Origin of the sequence: Glutamicibacter sp. NPDC127525, assembly GCF_042672105.1 — a bacterium.
Classification (GTDB): Bacteria; Actinomycetota; Actinomycetes; order Actinomycetales; family Micrococcaceae; genus Glutamicibacter.
The window spans coordinates 75,203-93,618 of the sequence record NZ_JBHXVN010000001.1; the positions used below are offsets into that span (position 1 = coordinate 75,203).

The window sequence follows — 18,416 nt, forward strand, 5'->3', positions numbered from 1 at the left end:
TATCAACCCAAAATATTTAAGATTTAGGGTAGCTAGATAAATTCATCTAGAGAGGTCAAATCCTTAACCGCGAGGGTTGTATTCATCAACTCCCGTAGGACAGACCCAATGAGCGTCCCGGATGGCGGAGCATGGCCCAATGCGAACTCTGCTAGGTAGACACCATGGTCATCTCCCAATAGATTTTTCCCTTGTACCAACTCACGCGTTGTCGTCTTGAACCAAAGCGGCTGCAAATGTTCTATACGGTGTGAATCACCTAGATTTTGAAGGTAAACCAATCTGCGCGGTCTATGTAGAGTTGATTCAGTGACCACTGACGTTCGTGACGCACGATCAGTACGGATTCGGCAGTATTCTTTCCAATCATCGCGGCGCAGAGTGTCGTGCGAAAAATTGTATTGACTACGAAGATAGTCCTTGACGAATCTGGGGGAGTATTCGAATATATCTGTTTGTGGGTTCCAAACCAATGTCGTAGTTCGGCTCGAAGTGTCTAGCCCGGCGTTCAAAGCAGCATATCCACCACCGGATCCACCAACCAGAATCAGTTCAGTCTCTAAAATCTGATGCAAGGCATCGAGAGTTGCGGACAGGTTTTCTCCGAAATTGTCGGTTGCGTCCCCTAAGTACCAGGCCAGCTTGAGATCGCGATCAGCATCGAGAGCTGGATCCGCAATCGCAATCAATGGTAGCCCAAGCCTCTTAGTCATGCCGAGACCGGAAAAAAATGGTCCTAATTGAGTGGTTCGATTCGATATCGCTCCACTGAAAAATATCGGAGTAGCCTTATGAGTAGTCTCTTTAATATTTTCGTTGACGTAGAGGTCAATGTTTTTCTGCCCAGCTGCAAACTGGATAGTGTGAATTCCCGGAATGCGATTCCACGTATTCCTGAAATGCTCTAAAGAATCCCACAAATAGTGAAACTGTTTCCATTGTGCGTAGTTCGAATAGTTCATATTAAAATCTCACCATACCTAAATTTTTTGATTAAATATCAGTGCGATGTTTTTGGATCGATTTAAAATGCTCAAATTTCTTACCCGAAATGAGGTCCGTTCTCAATCGGGCATCTGCGCTCACCCAGTGGTTGCCTAAAGAATTGTCGATCGATGCAGCGAATAGATGTGCACCCCCAGGCTTGGGAGTAATTTCATTAACGACGGCACCGCTTGGTGAGGCCAACAAATCAACTCTGACAAATGGTGCTGGAATGCTATGACCTATTCGCTCAGCGATTTCGTAGAATTCTGGAGGAATCCCGTGCCCAACAAAAAGTTCCTTCGAGTATTTACCTGTGTTAACTAGGTTTGAATAGTTGTCATACCAGCAACGTTGTACTTTAGGAATGCGAACGGTCTCCAGCGCAAGGAGCGGCTGACCGTAAAAGGTGTAGAATTTAATGTCGCGAGCAGGCTGGTCTACGACTTTATCATCAAGAATCAAACGTTCGCGGATCCACTGATCTTCCTTGATCTTACCGCTCGTTATAAGATTCTTCATACACTGGCGTAAGTCAGTGAAATTAGAAATTATATGATTATTAACAAGGTCTATGATGGAATCAGCGGTTATGAGAAATACGCCCTGCGACATGACTCCTGTGAGTGGCTTTACGACAGTATTTCGCTCAAGGGGTATTTGATCGTGGTTAAAACTCCTCAATTCTAGTGCAGGGCTAGACAGTCCAAGACTTTCAGCGAAGGCATAGGCATTTAGTTTCTCGTCCAATAGCCACGCACTATTCTCTCGGTGGCCGAAAGCTTTTCTGCTCTCCCAATAGAGTAATGAATGAAAAGAAGCAGGAGGCTGATGGGCAGGGTGTGGTTTTAAAGTCCGCGGCCTTATCATCTGTTTGTTAAGTCCGAAGTCAAAAGGTAGGCTCGAAACTACTTCCATGGAAGAATTGCTTCGAATCATGCACGTAAAATGGTATTTGCCAGGAGCTAGAGATGGTGGCGTTTCCCATGTGTTCGAACTGCCTGCTTTGGACGTCGCGGTGACCTCGTTGCCACGGTGCAGTTTGAACGTGTATTCGGCGTCGTCAGGTCCGCCCGTCAGCCGCGCGTTGACTTTTAGGCCCAAACCTCTTGTCAATAATCTATAATTAGTCATTTAGTGTCCTAGTCTTTAGCGAGTTCTTCAATTATTTTATTGTAGAAGTCGTTTTGGTAGTGGTATTGAGAAGGGCCCCATTTGTGATTTTTGTCAGATAGAGAAATCTCAGGTCCTGGTTCTATGGTTGCGAAACCTAATCCAGAAAGGTAATCGTAGTATCGTTGGTATAGGGTGTTCGCCGTTGCTGAGTCCATGCCCCTGAATTGCGGAGTTGGAGTTCCCTGTATCGTTATGTCTGTCCAATTTGCCTTGATTAAGCGCGATTTTTCCAAGAGCCCCTTAGCCTGCAATAGGATCTTTAGTTGATCCGCGGATTTTGACCAAATATCAAAATGCCTATCGCTACCAAATCGAATTAGCGTTCGTGGAATCTTAAACGTTGACAGTAGATTTGAGCTAACAAGTTCAGTGGAATTCGTTATATAAGTTCCGCCGTGTATGCGGTATGCGCCTAGGCGCTCACTCAATATATCGAACAGGAAGATATCAATTTCGTCACTGTTTTGGATGATTTTAGGGAAAAGGGAGGACTGGATGTCTCCTCTAACCATTCGAGAGTTAAAGTTTAGCGGCAATGACTGAACTGGAATTCGTTTTTCGGGCTTAGATGCCGCACTAATTAGCGATTGCCTCGCGACATAGTGCGTTAAGGAGTTTTCATTTTTTATTAGCTCGTATGTGTCGCGCGAAACGCAACCGCCGTATACGAAAAATTTCTTCATTTCGTCCTGGAAAGTCGTTTAGATATCGTAAACATTCATATCTCGTCTGTATTGGCATGTATTCTTGTTGCTATAATACCGGTATTCTGATGTGCGGTCGCGAAGGGGAGACTCAGTGTCAGGCTTGGACCTCTTGGAGGGATCCAGTCGGACTTGAGAAATTCGAATGTCACTTCACCTTAGGGTGTTGGAAGTACATCGGATTCAGAACCGCAGGAAGTACGGAAAACTACGTTAGCTCAGACAAGATTTGCTCATTGAACGGCGCCCAAGCGTCTACAGCCCACTGGCCAAAGCCTTTGTCGGTGAGCGTCACACAGGCCAGACGATGTTCCGGGTCCACCCAGAGGAATGTGCCGGACTGGCCAAAATGCCCGAAAGTGGTACCGGGATGGTTTGCACCTGTCCAGTGCGGCGCTTTGGATGAACGGATTTCAAACCCGAGTCCCCAATCATTCGGGTTCTGCCGGCCATAGCCGGGCAGAATTCCAGCCAGGTTCTCGAAATGCACACGCGTTGCTTCGCTCAATGTTTCTTGCGCCACGATAGTTGGGTGCAAAAGTTCGGCAGCGAATTTTGCTAGGTCCGTAGCGGTGGAGCGGCCATCCTTTGCGCAGCTGCCGGCAATTTCCGTATCAACCATGCCCAGGGGAGCGAAGACCGCTTCCTGGGCATACTGGGCCATGCTGATTCCGGTCTGTTGTTCCAGATGCTCTGCGAGCTTTTCAAAGCCGTAGTTGGAGTATCCGCGTTTAGTTCCTACAGCAAAGCGGATGGTTTCCGAATCAAAATCGTAGCCTGCGGTGTGCGCCAACAGGTGGTGCACGGTTGAACCCTCTGGCCCTGCAGGGTCTTCGAGGGTGATGGCTTCTTCTTCCAGAGCAACCAAGAACGTGTAGGCACTGAGCAACTTGGTCACCGAAGCCAAGGGGTAAACACGTGCAGTATCGCCGTGCTGGTCAACGATTGCACCATTGCCGTTCACCACCACGGATACCGCGTTGTCACTTGGCCACTGGTCAATCTGCGTCAGAATGCTCATAGAATGATCTATCCCTCGATTTTCTTCCTCGGATTTTGCGAGCACAACCAAATAATCCCCAGTGCGCTTCGCTAGAATTGCCACAAGGATTGGGTTTGATTGCCCAACCCAACTTTAGCGATTTGGCCCAAACATAGGAACTTCACGCCGTGCATCTCAAGACTCTCACCGTTCGCGGATTCAAGTCTTTCGCATCGGCGACCACTTTTGAGTTTGAACCGGGTGTCACGGCTGTTGTAGGACCTAACGGTTCCGGCAAGTCCAATGTGGTTGACGCGCTGTCCTGGGTCATGGGTGAACAGGGTGCCAAGACGCTTCGCGGCGGCAAGATGGAAGACGTGATCTTTGCTGGCACTTCTGGCCGCCCACCACTGGGCCGTGCCCATGTGTCCCTGACAATCGATAACTCTGATGGCCAGCTGCCTATCGACTATGCAGAAGTCACTATCTCCCGCACGCTGTTCCGTACTGGTGGCTCCGAATACGCCATTAATGGAAGTTCGTGCCGTCTTCTGGACATTCAAGAGCTGCTTTCGGATTCCGGTCTGGGTCGAGAAATGCATGTCATTGTCGGACAGGGGCAGCTGGACCGCATCCTGCACGCTACTGCTGAAGATCGGCGTGGCTTCATCGAGGAAGCGGCCGGCGTGCTCAAGCACCGCCGGCGCAAGGAGAAAACCCTGCGCAAGCTTCAAGCGATGCAAGGAAATCTGGATCGCCTTGAAGATTTGAGCGCCGAGGTTGGCCGCCAATTGGCTCCGTTGGGACGGCAAGCGAAAATCGCTCGCCGTGCGCAGACGGTGCAGCTCGATGTCAGGGATGCAAAGTCCCGCCTGCTGGCAGATGATTTGGTCACACTGAACAACAAGCTTGCCCAGGATATTGATGACGAATCCAAGATCCAAGCTCAGCAAGAAGACGCTGCGGCACGCCTGGAACGCATCAAGAAGCACATCGCTGAACTGACTGCCCAGATGGAAACCATTACCCCGCGACTGGTTCAGATCCAGGAAACGTGGGTTTCGTTGAGCACGCAGGCAGAGCGTTATCGATCGCTGGCCGCGTTGGCTCGTGAACGCGGGAAATTGCTGGAAAGCAATGAAACCCATTTCGATTCCAGCCGAGATCCCGAGCGTTTGGAAGCTCAAGCTGAGCGAATGAGCGAAGAACTTGAGGAACTTGAAGAAGCTCTTGAAGACCGCCACGAGATTCTTGCCGAAGCTGTAGAGGCTAAAGAGCAGGCCGAGGAAGCATCACGCGCCGAACAGCAGCGAATGGCTGCCATGCTCCGTGCCGCAGCGGACCGTCGAGAAGGCATGTCACGGCTCGCCTCGCAGGTGGCTTCCGCACGCAGCCGTGTCGACGTGACCAGGGCCGAAATATCCCGACTCCAGGAAAGCGTCCAGTCCTTCGACTCGGACCTTGAACTGGATTTGCGCTCTCACGCAGAAGTTGCCAGTGATCTTGAAAAACAATTGGCTGGCGAAGCCCAACTGAATATCGATTTTGAGAGTTCAGATCGGGAACACGCAGCATTGTCAGAAGAGCACAATGCCGATAGCCAGCGTGAACGCGAGCTATCGGTGCGTGTTTCCGGATTGCGTGCTCGCCTTGAAGCCCTGAAGCTGAACTCCAAACCAGATGATCAGTCGTCACAGCTTCTTGGATCAACATCCGGACTGCTCCTGGGCCGTTTGGGGGAGCTGATTACGGTTAATCCGGGATATGAACAGGCCATCGCCGCGATTTTGCGTGACAGTGCCGAAGCTTTGGTAGCCAAGAACCTCGGTGATGCGTTGGATCTCATCGAGGACCTCCAACAGCAGCAGGCCAGCCAGGTATTCCTGCACGCCGAAGTTCTGCCAAGTGGTGCAAAGGCTACTGCAATGCCTAATGCCGTCAGCGCTCGTGAAGTTGTAGCTGCCGATGGCCCGCTGGACAGCTTGCTTGATCAGCTTCTTGTTGGCCATTACATCATTGAGGAAATGAGCCAAGCACCTGCGGCCTTGGTGCAGAACCCATCTGCGCTGCTCACCACCTTGGATGGCATCACTGTTTCGGCAGTCCGCAGTTCCGTGGGCGACTCAGCAGGCGCTTCCCTGATCGCGCAGCAGGCCTTAGTGGAGCAGACGGAAACTGAACTCTCCCAGTGCCAGGAAGAACTTTCCACAGTCGAGCACAGATTGGCTCAGCGGGGACCAGAGCTTTCCATCGCTCAGCAACAGCGAGATGAAGCCCTGTCGGCGCTGGCTGAATCTGACGCCACCATTGATGAATTATCCTCGTACCTGGCACGTCTTGGACAGAAACTTCGCAGCGCGCGATCGGACAAAACCAAGCTGGAAGAAAAGCTCGAAGCAACGCTGGAGAAGCTGGAAATCGAGCAGGAATCTCTGGAAGAGATTACCGAGCGCATGGAGCTAGCTTCAACGGATCAAGATGAAGAAACCGTTGATGACGCGGCACGAGCAGCTCTTGCAGATGCTGCAGCCGCGGCACGACAGCAGGAGCTAGAAGCCCGGCTTGCCTTGCGCAGTAGTGAAGAGCGCGTTTCTGCGTTGCGTTCGCGCGTTGAGGGACTGCGCCGCACTGCGGCAGCTGAGCGCAATCACCGTGAAGTTGCAGCTCGTCGCGCTGAGCAGCGCAAGGCGCAAGCGGCCAATGCGATCCGTATTGAGCAAGCCGCTGAGCGCGTCCTGCGTTTCATTGAAGTATCGGTATCGATGGCAGGCCAAGAACGCGAAGAGCTGGCCGGCAAGAAATCCGAACTGGAATCCATGCTGGGCAGCCAACGCAAGGAAGCGGAGCAGCTCTCCGCCGAGCTGGCCCGTCTTGCTGATGCTGTGCATCGTGACGAGATGGCCCGTGCGGAACTGCGGATGCGCATCGAAAATCTTGAGTCCAAGGCCCTGGAAGAACTGGGATACACCCCTGATCACCTCATCGCCAACTACGGTCCAGACCAGCTGATTCCGGAGGCCCTCGACGAAGATGACAAGTGGGGCGCGCTGCGGCAAAACGTTGATGAAGAAGGCAATCCTGTCGGCACCCGGGCATATGATCGCGTCGAGCAGGAAAAGCGGCTGAAGAAGGCCGAACGCGACCTGGCGGCCTTGGGCAAAGTCAATCCGTTGGCACTTGAAGAGTTCGCTGCCTTGGAGGAACGCCATAAGTTCCTCTCCGGCCAGCTCGAGGATTTGAAAAAGTCCCGAGGGGATTTGCAGCAGATCATTGCCGACGTTGATTCCCACGTCGAGCGGGTGTTCACCGAGGCCTACAACGACACCGCCGTGCAGTTCAGGCGGATCTTCGATCGCCTCTTCCCAGGCGGCGAGGGCCAGCTGGTGCTCACCGATCCCGAAAATATGCTCACCACAGGCATCGAGGTGGAAGCGCGTCCGGCCGGCAAGAAGATCAAGCGGCTCTCGCTGCTCTCCGGTGGCGAGCGTTCGCTGACTGCTGTCGCGTTGCTGGTCGCCATCTTCAAGGCTCGCCCATCGCCGTTCTACGTGATGGACGAGGTGGAGGCGGCCTTGGACGATATGAATTTGGGACGCCTGATCACGATCTTCGAAGAGCTGCGCGAGTCCTCGCAGCTGATTGTGATTACCCACCAGAAGAAGACCATGGAAGTAGCTGATGCCCTGTACGGCGTCACTATGCGCGGCGACGGGGTTTCTACAGTGATTAGCCAGAAAATGGAACGAGCTGTGACGACGTAGCTATTGCGGTAAAGTAGGGATTTGCAGGGGCGAACTTGCATGCTCCGTAATTCACTGTCTCTACTGAGGATGACATGGCATTTTTCCGTAAACGTATCAATGATAACCCTGCTGTTTCGAAGAGTCCTGCACATCGGGAAACAGGGGAGGAGGATGTCCTCCCGAGCGGGTCGGTGCTCCAGGGATCTTCTCCATTGGTGAGTGTGGTTATTCCCGTTTATAACGCCATGCCGTTCCTTACGGAACTGCTTAATTCTCTGGAAGCCCAGGACCTGAAGCCAGAAGAATTTGAAGTCATTGCAGTGGATGATGGCTCGACGGATTTTGGCGGAGAGATTTTGGATGTCTATGCGAAGCGAAATTCGAACTTCATCGCCTTGCATCAAGAGAACAGTGGTTGGCCGGGCAAGCCGCGCAATGTAGGCATTGAGAATGCGCGTGGAGAATATGTTTTCTTCATCGACAGTGATGACCGGCTCGGTCCCCAAGCGCTCAGGCGCATGACTTCATTTGCGCTGGAGCATGACGTGGATGTCCTCGTTCCGAAAATGGTCGGTTTGGACGGCCGGAGAGTTCAAGCGAAGCTGTTTGAAAAAACAATTCTCGATGTGGACTACGACTTTATTCTGCGGACCCTTTCGCCGCAAAAGATGATCCGGCGACGGCTTCTCAATTCGCATGGCATCCGCTTTGTCGAAGAAAAAGTCAGGCTTGAAGATGGCATCGCCATGGTCGAAGCATATTCCGCTGCTCGGCGAATCAGCATCCTGGGCGACTACAACTACTACGAGATCCGGCTAAGGTCGGACGGCCAGAATATTAGTACGCAGCAAATCGATCCTGCCGGTTATGTAGGTTCCTTGACCAAGATCGCGCAGACTATCGCGACGTACACGGGGCCGGATCTGGAAGTGGCAAGGAAGCGCATTGCCGGATTGTTCGTTCGCAAGGGTTTGCGTTTCTATGACGGACAACGTTTCCTGCGTTATACCGCAGAACAGCGCGCAGCATGGGTGTCGAGCCACAAGAGTTTCTTGGAAACCTTCCAACTGGATAATTCTGCAGCGCTCTTCAAGCCGCAAGAGGCAAAGCTGGTCGACGCCATCCTCGCCGGCGACTTGGAATACCTGGAGCAGCTTGCCCAGAATAAAATGGATTCCGAGAAAGCGCCTGCAGTTGTTTCGGTCGAAAATACTGCTGAACGCATTTCTTTGGTTGTCGATTTTCCAGCCTCGGGACCGTCGCCAATCGGCATTCATATAAGGGATCGGGACACTGAAACCGTGGCAAGGGGAGAGCTTGCAGTTGACGAAAGCGGATCGCGGCTCACTGCATCTTTCCCGCGTGCCACCGTGCTTGAATCGATTTCTCGCTTGGGCAACATCTTCATCGAGTATCAGGGCGTTCCTGCAAAGCGGATCAAGATGGGGAAAAGCGCTGAGAGCCAGGAATTCTCGGGCTTGCTGGTCTACGCAACGGCCAATGGATATATGAGCATAGATGCTCGCCAAGCTAAGTAGCACGGAGCTATAGGGAGCCGGGCTGTCCGCCTTCCCCGGGACAGGCACCCTCCTGCAGAACACAGAGAGGCTCGTAGTTGCCCCAAACAGCAACTACGAGCCTCTGTGCAGCTAGGCGAACCCTAACTCGCAACGCCTACGAACACGTATTTAGGGAGCCGTCATTTCGGTAGGCCACAGTCTCGTCGAGAACCAGTGGACCGCCAATCAGCACATTAGTCCAACCTTCCATGCCGGTCAGCGCTGAACCTATGGACTTGGGCAGGCAGGATTTTTTAGCCAGCAGCATGGGCGCGCCATTGTAGCCTGCAGCAACGGCACCGCTCAGTCCGTCGGGGAAGCTCTTGCCGTTGGCAATGAACTGGCGCTGCGCACCATTTGGCCAGAAGGCCTTCGCGATGACAGCGCTGGTGTCATAACGTGTTTCTCCGCCGTAACGAGCGATCCTGGCATTCGGAAGCGCTTTTCGGATCTCGTTTTCCGCATTTCTGGATATTGCCAGTGGCCCACCAGCCAAGTACACGGTGGAGGGATTCAGGCGCTTGAGCTGCTTCAAGATGGTGCTTGGCACGTATTTCTTACTGCTCAGCAGCAATGGAGCCTTGCGGTCTGCCGCGACAGCTGCCATGGACAGGGCATCAGGGAACGAGCGTCCAGATGCCACAAACACGTTCTTGGCAGAAGACCAATTCGTAGCAATCTCTGCGCTGGTTCCATAGCGCGTGTTTCCTGCTTCTCGGGATACCGGTGCATACTTCTTCAGCTGCGTGAACGTCTTGCTGCTGACTGCGGTTGGGCCACCTGCAATGATGATGCGGGACGGATTGAGCCGCTTGATTTCCGCAGCCACTGAGCTCGGCAGATAGGCCTGCTTGGTCAGCAACAGGGGTGCATTGTGGCGGTTGGCCAGCGAGGTAACTGATAGTGCGTCAGCGAAGTGCTCGCCGGAAGCCACGACAACAGTTTTGGCCCCGTAGGGGAAGGTGCGCTTGGAGATCGCAACAGGCGTTCCATAGCGGTTGGCGCCAGACATGCGTGATGGGCCCAAGCGGGTCGGCCAGACATCCATATTGCCAAAGTAGCTGGTAGTCAGCTTGTACTGCGTGCTGCGGCGGTTCTTCGCAAAGTCGCGCAGCGACGTCAGATCGCCGTTCCACACGTTGGCATCCACATTCTTCGTTGACCCCAACAAATTGGAGTTGGAAGAATACTGCCAGACATTGAACGTGGTCCAGCCTTCAGGAAGTTCGCGGGGATTCTTCGCAACGTCAGCGGTGGGGAAGATCGAGACGTGCAGTGGCCAGGACTTGAACGCTACAGAATCGCCCGTGCACTCATCCCACCACGACTGGGCCGTGTAGATCATCGGCAGGCGACCGGTCTTGGCCTTGACAGTATTGCCGAAGTCCTTGAGCCAGGTAACCAATTGGGAGGGCGTCATGCCGTAGCACATATCGCCCTTGCCCTGCGGATAAGCGGTCTTGTTGTACGGGTTCCACTCGATATCCAGCAGTGGGGGCATGGTGTACCCGTCATTGGTCCAACCACCACCGTTGGCCATGAATTCCCTGGCCTGAACAGCACCGGAAGAATGGGCAGGCATGGCGAAATGGTACGCACCGCGAATCAGGCCGGCATTGCGCGACTTGGTGTAGTTCTGGCTGAACTTAGGGTCCTTGTACAAGGAAGAAGGCCACGACTGGGTGGCCTTGATGTAGGCGAAACGTGCCCCATTTGCCTTGGCAGTGGACCAGTTCACGTCGCCTTGATGGCGGGAAACATCGATCCCAAGGGTGCCCGGTGGACGCCAGGTCCGCAACTCATCAAGGGAAGCCGGCGCGCCCACCTGGAACGGAACTGAAGTCGCAGAATCATTTGAAGACAGCTTCGCGAGATCCGCTAGCTCATCCATGGTAGGGATCGTCGCGTCACCGGTTTCGGCAATTCGCTTGGCACCCTGGCCCAGCTGGGCATCGAGGTGCTCGAGCTCCATTTCGGCCAGCGCCTTGTCGGCTAGCTGTACGCGTTCTTTCTTGGAAAGATCATCGTCTTTGGACAGTGCCTTGGAAATTTCTTCAGCTGCTGGAGTGGCAATAGCAGCCGGCGCACTTGGTGCTGGCGCCTCGGACTCAACTTCGCTGGTGCTGGTCCCGGTGGCCTCGGCCTCGGGAGACGGCGCAGACGATGGTTCCGGCGCATCATCCACGGTAGCAGTGGGCGAGGGAGACTGAACAGTTTGAGCGGAGGGCTTTTCTGTTGGCGCGGCGAACCCCGGACCAGCAGAAAGCGGGATGGAAAGTGCGGCTATAACCGCAATTGATAGAGCTTTGGATCGTCGCGTCCGGATAGCCGGCATGGATTCCCCTGAATAATCGAGTGCAAGTGAAATGGCGAAAGCCATTGCTAGTATATCTACCCGATGTTTCCCGGCAAGATTCCGCGAATTAATATCGCCGCCGATGCCAAGGGAAATCCAAAACTGCGGAATTGCTTAATCGGCCAATTCCACCGGTTTTATGGTCTTTGGAACCAACAGCCAGGCAATCACACCGACTAAGCCCACGACAGCCGAAATGTTGAAGGCCAATTGGAAGCTGATCATGTCGGCCATGGCCCCGGCCAGCAGCGGGCCAATGATGGAGCCTAGATCGGTGCACATCTGGAATCCGGCCAGTGCCTTGCCGCCGTTGCGGCCGGAACCAATCACGTCAGCCACGGACGCTTGCTGAGCTGGGCCCAGCAGCCCGCCGCCAATGCCGGCCAGGACCGAGAAGACGATGAAGCCAACCAGGGACGTCGAATACCCCATCGCGCCAATGGACACGAGCAGGACACTCATGCCAAGGACCACAGGGATCTTGCGTCCAATGCTGTCTGTCAGGCGACCGGAGAACACCAGCGCGCAACCATTGCCGATGGCAAACACCGTCATGGAGAGTCCGGCGGCCGTGGCACCCATGGTTTGGCCGAACACGGCCAAGGCGAAAAGCGGGATCATGCTGTTGCGCACGCCGAACGCCAGCCAGCCGTAGCTGAACCCGGAGAACAATGCCGCCCGGTAGGCGGGGGAGACCAGCGCCTCGCGGGTGGTCACCACTTCAATATCGGAATGCCTTGATCGCGGGTTTGCCGAATCTGCATCCAGATCGCGGCGACGGCCCAAGGCCATGTAGACCACGCCTGCGGCAATCACCAGGGCGGTGCCGTAAATCAAGAACGGAATACGCATGCCAAGCGGGGCAAGCAAGGTTCCAAGAACCGGGCCGAAGACGTTGCCCAAGAGGAACGAGCCGGCGTACAAGCCCGAGATGCGTCCACGGGATTTCTCCGGAGCCAGGCGCGCAATTAATGCCATGGCTGAAATGGTGAACATGGTCGACCCGAACCCGCCCAGTCCACGAGCAATCAATAGCTGCGTATAGTCCTGGACCACAGCGCAAAGCAAAGTCGATACCGCAACCAGCAGAACGCCGGTGACGTAGATCTTGGGCTCGCCGAGCTTGCCTACCAGAACGCCTGCTACCGGTGCGAAAATCAATCGGGTAAAGGCGAAAATGCTGACGATAATCGTGGCGGCCGCATTGCCGACATCAAAGCTCACTGCATACTGGGGCAAGATGGGGGCGATGAGCCCGAAACCCAATGCGATGATGAATGCCGCAACCAGCAATACGCTGATCTCTTGGGGGATGGGCGCCTTGGCAGCACGGGTGGTTTTCAATGCCATATCAATTGAACAGATGGTTCTGCCGCTCAGCGAGCAGTAACCCTCAGCCTTTCTGGAACGACGAGCGGGGCTAAGCAACCCACCTGCCAGTCTAGCCTTGAATGCAAAATATGCTGATGCTGGTGCTGCCTGCCATATGATCCCTAAATCGTTGGAGATATGAGACGATTTAGAGCGTGTCTGATTCGCTTATATTAACCATCATCATTGTCGCGGTTGTTGCCGTGGTGGCCATTGGCGTCATTGCCTTCGTCACCAAGGGCCGCAAGCCCAAGACTCCGTATACGTCAGAGCGCGATGCAGACGACTTGCCAGCTGGCCAGAGCGCTGAGGGCGATACTGATGCCGCAGCGGACACTGCCGGTGCAAGCGATGCGCCTGTCGCGGTCCAAGAGCCTGCCGCACCTGCTGCGCCACAGCTCGATGTTCCAGAACCAGTGCAGGGCCGCCTGGCCCGGCTGCGTGCGCGACTGACCAAATCCAACAGCATGTTCTCCAAGGGCCTGCTGGCCCTGCTCAGCCAAGACTCGATTGACGAGGATGTCTGGGAAGAGATTGAAGAAAACCTGCTGATGGCAGACCTGGGTACCGAGCCTGCGCTTGAGCTTGTTGACGCACTGCGTGAACGAGTGAAGATTGAAGGCAGCAAGGACCCGGCTCGCGTCAAGGCAATGCTCCGCGAGGAACTGCTCAAGCTGGTGGATCCTAGCCTGGACCGCAGCTACCTGCCTGAACCGCATCCGGACCGCCCAAGCATCATCATGGTGGTCGGGGTCAACGGGGTTGGCAAGACCACCACCATCGGCAAGCTGGCGCGAGTTCTCGTTGCTGAAGACAAGGACGTCCTGCTGGGCGCTGCCGATACCTTCCGTGCGGCCGCCGCCGAGCAGCTGGCTACCTGGGGCGACCGCGTGGGTGTGCCTACCGTGCGTTCCGAAATCGACGGCGCCGACCCGGCTTCCGTTGCCTTTGAAGCCGTTTCCGCGGGCATCGAGCAGGAAGTCGACATTGTCATGATCGACACCGCTGGCCGCCTGCAGAACAAGGTCGGCCTGATGGACGAGCTGGGCAAGATCAAGCGGGTGGTCGAGAAGAAGGCCACCATTGACGAAGTCCTGCTGGTCCTCGATGCGACCACCGGGCAGAACGGCCTGCAGCAGGCCAAGGTCTTCTCCGAGGTTGTCAATGTTTCGGGCATCGTGCTGACCAAGCTCGATGGCACTGCCAAGGGCGGTATCGTCGTGGCTATCCAGCGTCAGCTCGGTGTTCCGGTGAAGCTGGTGGGATTGGGCGAGGGCCCGGATGATCTCGCGCCATTCAACCCGGAAGACTTCGTGGACGCACTGCTCGAAGGCTAATCGATAATTCCATATTTTCTTGATCTCCCCGTCGTCTCCTGCGGCGGGGAGATCTTGTTTAAGCGGGCGCTGCGCATCTGCAATTCCTGCACAGAGCGGTTTTGTTCCTGTTGGGCCATGGGGCGCACACAGGGGTTGGAATCAAGGAAATCTTGCAGTGAGGTCAGTCACACCACTCGATCCCGGGTCCGAAACTCTCCTTGGGGCCTCCACGGAAAAGATCTAGTCAGTGAGTGAATGGAACTTTTCCGGCGCCTTCTGGCAGCAGGTCACCCAAGGAAGCAGTGACCAGCGCTACAGAAAACGTCCAGATTACTTGGGTAAAGATGTTTTGTGGGGAAGTGTGTCCCTTCAATCTGTACGCACTGCATGAGGGATACTCCGGTTGATTCTGGATGCCCCCGTGCGGCCAGACCAGCCGGTAAAGGATCCATCCAGAAGTGTCGTCGAACCAAGACCTGCCCATACCAGTCAAGCAGGACCCTCAGCCCAGAGCTTTCCGCATGGACATCCAGGGCCTGCGCGCCATCGCCGTAGGTGTTGTTGTGCTGTACCACTTCTGGGGGCACTATCTGCCCGGCGGCTTCGTCGGAGTCGACGTGTTCTTCGTGATCTCAGGATTCCTGATCACTTCGCATCTGCTCGCCAAGCCGACGAAAAACATTGGCGATGTCGTCAATTTCTGGATGAGGCGAGTCAAGCGGCTGATCCCCGCCTCCTTCTTGGTGATCCTGGCCAGCGTCTTGGGTATCTGGTTCTTCGCACCGTCCACGGTGTGGCAGGACTGGGGACTGCAAGCGATGGCCGCGACGTTCTACTTCCAGAACTGGTACCTGGCACTGACCAAGGTCGATTACCTTGCCGAAGGCGAAGCTCCAAGCCCCTTCCAGCATTTCTGGTCCCTGTCTGCAGAAGAGCAGTTCTATTTCGTATGGCCAATTCTGATCGGCCTGCTGATCTTTGCTGCCATCAAGTCCGGAATCAAGCCGGCAACCGCCGCGTTGGCCGGGATCAGCGCCGTCTTCTTGATTTCCTTCGGATACTCGCTATACGCAACCGCGACTGAACCGGGCAGCGCATACTTCTCGACCTTTACCCGAGTCTGGGAATTCTCGGCAGGCGCCCTGGTGGCGGCCTTGGGAACGCGTGCGCATGCGGCCAAGAAGGATGCGATGAGCTTGATCGGGTCGTGGGGCGGAGTCCTTGCCATCGCATTCAGCGCGGTGGCCTTTACCGGGCAGATGCCATTCCCCGGATACATTGCAGCGATTCCCGTATTCGGCACCGCACTGATCCTGCTCTGCCATTCCACGCACAAGTACTCGCCGAACATGTTCTTGAGCAGCAAGCCGTTCCAGTTCTTCGGTGACAATTCCTATGCCATCTATCTCTGGCATTGGCCGCTATTGATCCTGATGCCGTTCATGGTGGATGACTTCAAATGGCCCCAGAAGATCATTGCCCTGGCCTTGACGCTGGTCTTGGCTGTTTTGACGCAGAAGCTTGTCGAGGTTCGATTCCGTAAGTTCATTGACGCTTCGGTACTGCTCACGGCGCCACGCTTCCTTGCCACGGGCAGCCTCGTCTTGGCTTTGGTTGCCGGAGCTTTCTACCTCAACACCGAACGCATCATCAATGACGCCCAAGACGTCGACAAGGCCTTGGCCCAGGTCGAAAAGGAGCTGGGCGAAGACTGCTTCGGTGCCGCGTCGCTCAGTGAATCATGCGGCGAAGCAGTGAATATCGAGACGGCCTACCAGCCGGTGGCTCCCGCCCCGGTAGTCGCGAAGACCGACAAGCCGGTCGTCTACAAGGATGATTGCTTCGCCAGCCAGGACGCCGACTACAAGGACCGCCCGGTATGCAACTACGGTGATGGCAAGATCAAGGTAGCACTGGTTGGAAACTCGCATGCAGGCCAGTGGATTCCTGCCTTGGAACCGATGGCGAAGAAGAATGGCTGGAGTATTGATACCTATTTGGCCAGCCGTTGCGCCGTCATGGGCGAACCCCAGGTCTTTGACTCCGAGGCACGGGAAAAGGGCTGCGCTGATTATGGCAGCTGGGTGACCAAGCAGATCGAAAAGGAAGACTATGATCTGGTGATCAGCTCCAACCGCCAGTCCCTTCCGGTTTCCGGATACGAAATGGAAAACACCGCTGAACCTGCCCAGCAGGCCTACGAAAAGATTCTCCAGGACTGGGCCGGCACCGGCGCCGCTGTAGCGGTCATCCGGGATACGTCCTTCCCGGGGGAGACCGTGGAGAATGTGCCTGACTGCGTGGCCTCCAGCGATGGCGAATTCAGCGAATGCAGTGGCGAGGCGAAGCAATGGATCCCGATGGATCCGCAGGTAGATGCGGTGAAGGCCCTGGACAAGCCGAATATTATTGATGTGGACATGAATGACCAACTGTGCGAGGACGGACGCTGCTTTGCGGTAGTCGGTGGCATTGTGGCCTATTGGGACCACTCGCACTTGACCGAAACCTTTGCCGAGTCCCTGTCCCAGACCCTGGAATCCCGACTGAAGAAGGAACTGGATTCGAAGGAACTGTTCCCGGCAGCATAGGGCTTTGCGGCACCTTGCTCGATAGGCTCTGGCTTCAACGCATTAATTGCGTTGGGGCCAGAGCCTATTTTTGTTTCCTAATGCCCGTGACTGCCCCGGGAGCATCGCGGCCCGGGCGAAATGCGGAAACGCTTGGCTCATCGGGCAGCCAGAATCGCCAGGGGAACTGCGGACCGCCGGCTATCCCCGCGACGCCAACGCGGGGTCCAGTGCGCAAAGCTTCCGGGAGACCAGGGGCAGCATGGAGGGTAAAGGGGGCAGCGAACAGATCCAGCCCGTCATGTTCCAGTCTTGTGAGGCCCAATGCGGTGGCCAAGTTCCCCGGTCCACGGGCCAGCTGGATTTCCGGGATGGGATTGCGGGCGTAGCGGATGGGCCGCTTCTCCAGTCTTCGTGCGTGGGCCAGGTCGGCGCCGGAAATAATTTCGCCAGAACGTAACAGCACCCCGGACGCAGCTCCTGGTGGTGAGCAGACGAAATTCAGGGCGTAGTGCATTCCATAGGTGAAGTACACGTACGCGTGCCCGGGTTCCAGGAACATGGACGCGTTGCGTTCGGTTTTCCTGTCCTTCGAGTGGCTGCCCGGATCGTAGGGCCCTGCGGTTCCCAGGCCCATGTACGCTTCGGTTTCGGTGATGCGCACGCTGACCGGTCCGTCAATCGAATCCACGGTGAGCGTGGCCCCGAGCACCCGGGGCGCAACGTCCAGGGCATCGGGCAAGAAGAAAGATCGGTCCATGCTTCCAGTGTGCCTGCTCCAGCTAAATTGTCCCCGGCCCCTGTAAGGATCATGGGTACTTGAAACTTGGGGGTTCAAGCAACTCGCACTCGAGAAATGGGGAATGAGCATGGAAAGGTTCTTAGCAACTGCAACCGCACTGGCCGGAATGCTAACGCTGGCTGCCTGCGGGGTATCGGCAGAAGAGTTCGAGGCTGCGCAAGCTTCGAGCGCAGCAATATCTGCTGAAAAGGACGCACTGCAAGCCCAGCTGGCAGAAACCGAAACGCAATTGGCCCTGGCCGAGGAAGAAGCAGCAGAGCTTCGCGCAGCCGAGGAAGAACGCGCAGCAGCCGCAGAAGCCCAGAAGGCACGCAAGGCGAAGGAAAAGGAAGACAGGGAAGCTGAGGCCGCGGCGGAAAAAACCAAGGCCAACAAGGCCAAGAAGGTCACTAAGCGGGCTCTGGCGCAAATCGTGAAGCAACCGGACTCGCACATTGATGAGAACGTGATTCTCTACGGCCTGGTCACCCAGTTCGACTCCGCGACCGGTCCCTGCACCTTCCGTGCCGAGCTGAGCCACGCGCAGGTGGGCAAATACGACTACGAGCACAATTCGATGTTCACTGCCGGTGACGGCCTGGAGGACTGCGAGGCGCTGGATGACATCGTGGCCGAGGACATTGTCCAAATCACCGCTACGGTGACCGGATCCCTGAGCTACGACACGACCATCGGCGGATCCACTACGGTGCCGAAGTTCCAGGTCGTGAAGATCAAGCGGCTATAGCCGCTGCCGGCGTCCACCTTGCCAGCCCGGCATCAGCAGAAAGCACTTTCTGCTGATGCCGGGCTGTTCTTTTGACCGTCGGCCAGCAGTACCGTGAACTGTTCGAAACGGCGGCGAAACATT

Annotated in this window: 12 protein-coding genes; 5 read left to right on the top strand and 7 right to left on the bottom strand. The window is 55.5% G+C overall.

Translation table 11 applies throughout. The features are described from left to right. Positions 1-32: 32 nt before the first annotated feature. From ACFVHU_RS00295 to ACFVHU_RS00310, 4 genes are all read right to left on the bottom strand, one after another. Positions 33-962, bottom strand: a complete 930-nt coding sequence (locus tag ACFVHU_RS00295; RefSeq protein WP_388021808.1) for a hypothetical protein — start codon at positions 960-962, stop codon at positions 33-35. Between the two features lie 31 nt (positions 963-993). Further along, positions 994-2,118: an ATP-grasp fold amidoligase family protein gene (locus ACFVHU_RS00300; protein ID WP_388021810.1), complete on the bottom strand. Its 1,125-nt coding sequence runs from the start codon at positions 2,116-2,118 to the stop codon at positions 994-996. Positions 2,119-2,126: 8 nt separating this feature from the next. After that, positions 2,127-2,843 (bottom strand): DUF6270 domain-containing protein, encoded by a 717-nt coding sequence (locus ACFVHU_RS00305; protein WP_388021812.1) that lies wholly within the window; start codon positions 2,841-2,843, stop codon positions 2,127-2,129. Between the two features lie 229 nt (positions 2,844-3,072). Continuing rightward, positions 3,073-3,930 carry a serine hydrolase domain-containing protein gene (locus ACFVHU_RS00310; RefSeq protein ID WP_388021814.1) on the bottom strand — a complete coding sequence of 286 codons (858 nt, stop codon included), beginning with the start codon at positions 3,928-3,930 and terminating at the stop codon, positions 3,073-3,075. A gap of 104 nt (positions 3,931-4,034) precedes the next feature. On the opposite strand from ACFVHU_RS00310, the gene smc reads away from it, so the two are divergent. Both smc and ACFVHU_RS00320 read left to right on the top strand, forming a co-directional pair. Further along, complete coding sequence (gene smc / locus ACFVHU_RS00315; RefSeq protein WP_388021816.1) at positions 4,035-7,607, top strand: chromosome segregation protein SMC; 3,573 nt, start codon at positions 4,035-4,037, stop codon at positions 7,605-7,607. A 74-nt stretch (positions 7,608-7,681) separates the two neighbouring features. Continuing rightward, positions 7,682-9,127 (top strand): glycosyltransferase family 2 protein, encoded by a 1,446-nt coding sequence (locus ACFVHU_RS00320; RefSeq protein ID WP_388021818.1) that lies wholly within the window; start codon positions 7,682-7,684, stop codon positions 9,125-9,127. 136 nt (positions 9,128-9,263) lie between these two features. On the opposite strand, the gene ACFVHU_RS00325 is transcribed toward ACFVHU_RS00320, so the two are convergent. Both ACFVHU_RS00325 and ACFVHU_RS00330 read right to left on the bottom strand, forming a co-directional pair. Further along, entirely contained in the window at positions 9,264-11,333 is a 2,070-nt protein-coding gene (locus tag ACFVHU_RS00325; protein WP_388021820.1) for a cell wall-binding repeat-containing protein, read from the bottom strand. Between the two features lie 285 nt (positions 11,334-11,618). Next, the gene (locus ACFVHU_RS00330) at positions 11,619-12,854 is read right to left on the bottom strand and encodes an MFS transporter (RefSeq protein WP_388021822.1); all 1,236 of its coding nucleotides are present in this window, start codon (positions 12,852-12,854) and stop codon (positions 11,619-11,621) included. Positions 12,855-13,030: 176 nt separating this feature from the next. On the opposite strand from ACFVHU_RS00330, the gene ftsY reads away from it, so the two are divergent. Then, entirely contained in the window at positions 13,031-14,212 is a 1,182-nt protein-coding gene (gene ftsY / locus ACFVHU_RS00335; RefSeq protein ID WP_105657694.1) for a signal recognition particle-docking protein FtsY, read from the top strand. 440 nt (positions 14,213-14,652) lie between these two features. Further along, on the top strand, positions 14,653-16,785 hold the full coding sequence (locus ACFVHU_RS00340) for an acyltransferase family protein (RefSeq protein ID WP_388021825.1): 2,133 nt from the start codon (positions 14,653-14,655) through the stop codon (positions 16,783-16,785). A 64-nt stretch (positions 16,786-16,849) separates the two neighbouring features. Here the strand turns inward: ACFVHU_RS00340 and ACFVHU_RS00345 are convergent, their stop codons facing one another. Further along, positions 16,850-17,524, bottom strand: a complete 675-nt coding sequence (locus tag ACFVHU_RS00345) for a DNA-3-methyladenine glycosylase (protein WP_388021827.1) — start codon at positions 17,522-17,524, stop codon at positions 16,850-16,852. A 109-nt stretch (positions 17,525-17,633) separates the two neighbouring features. Between ACFVHU_RS00345 and ACFVHU_RS00350 the strand changes: the two genes are divergently transcribed. Then, positions 17,634-18,293 carry a hypothetical protein gene (locus ACFVHU_RS00350; protein ID WP_388021829.1) on the top strand — a complete coding sequence of 220 codons (660 nt, stop codon included), beginning with the start codon at positions 17,634-17,636 and terminating at the stop codon, positions 18,291-18,293. Positions 18,294-18,416: the final 123 nt, after the last annotated feature.